The organism is Tabrizicola thermarum (assembly GCF_003574395.1).
Lineage (GTDB): Bacteria > Pseudomonadota > Alphaproteobacteria > Rhodobacterales > Rhodobacteraceae > Tabrizicola > Tabrizicola thermarum.
The window spans coordinates 1-508 of the sequence record NZ_QMJY01000039.1 but is presented as its reverse complement, the minus strand read 5'-3'; the positions used below and the strand labels follow the sequence as shown (position 1 = coordinate 508).

Below are 508 nucleotides of genomic sequence, written 5' to 3'. Positions count from 1 at the left end.
GACGGTGATGATCGACGCGACCTATCTGAAGGCGCACCGCACGGCGACCAGCCTGCGGTCGAAAAAGGGGGGCCCGACGACCAAAGGGGCCGTCTGATCGGCCGAACCAAGGGCGGCATGAACACCAAACTGCATGCCGTCACCGACGCCGAAGGCCGCCCGATCCGGTTCTTCATGACCGCAGGCCAGGTGAGCGATTACACCGGAGCGGCAGCCCTTCTGGACAGTTTGCCCTCGGCGGAGTGGTTGCTGGCCGACCGGGGCTATGACGCGGACTGGTTCAGAGATGCGTTGAAAGACAAGGGGATAAAGCCATGCATCCCGGGCCGGAAGTCGCGCGGCAAACCCATCAAGCACGACAAGCGACGCTACAAACGCCGCAACAGGATCAAGATCATGTTCGGCCGCCTGAAGGACTGGCGCAGGATCGCAACCCGCTACGACAGATGCCCCAAGACCTTCCTCTCCGCCGTCGCCCTCGCCGCAACCGTCATGTTCTGGCTATGAA

The 508-nt window shown here is 62.8% G+C and carries 1 pseudogene; it reads left to right on the top strand.

The features are described 5' to 3' along the window. Positions 1-507: pseudogene (locus D5084_RS09050) on the top strand (IS5 family transposase); the annotation flags it as partial. Position 508: the final 1 nt, after the last annotated feature.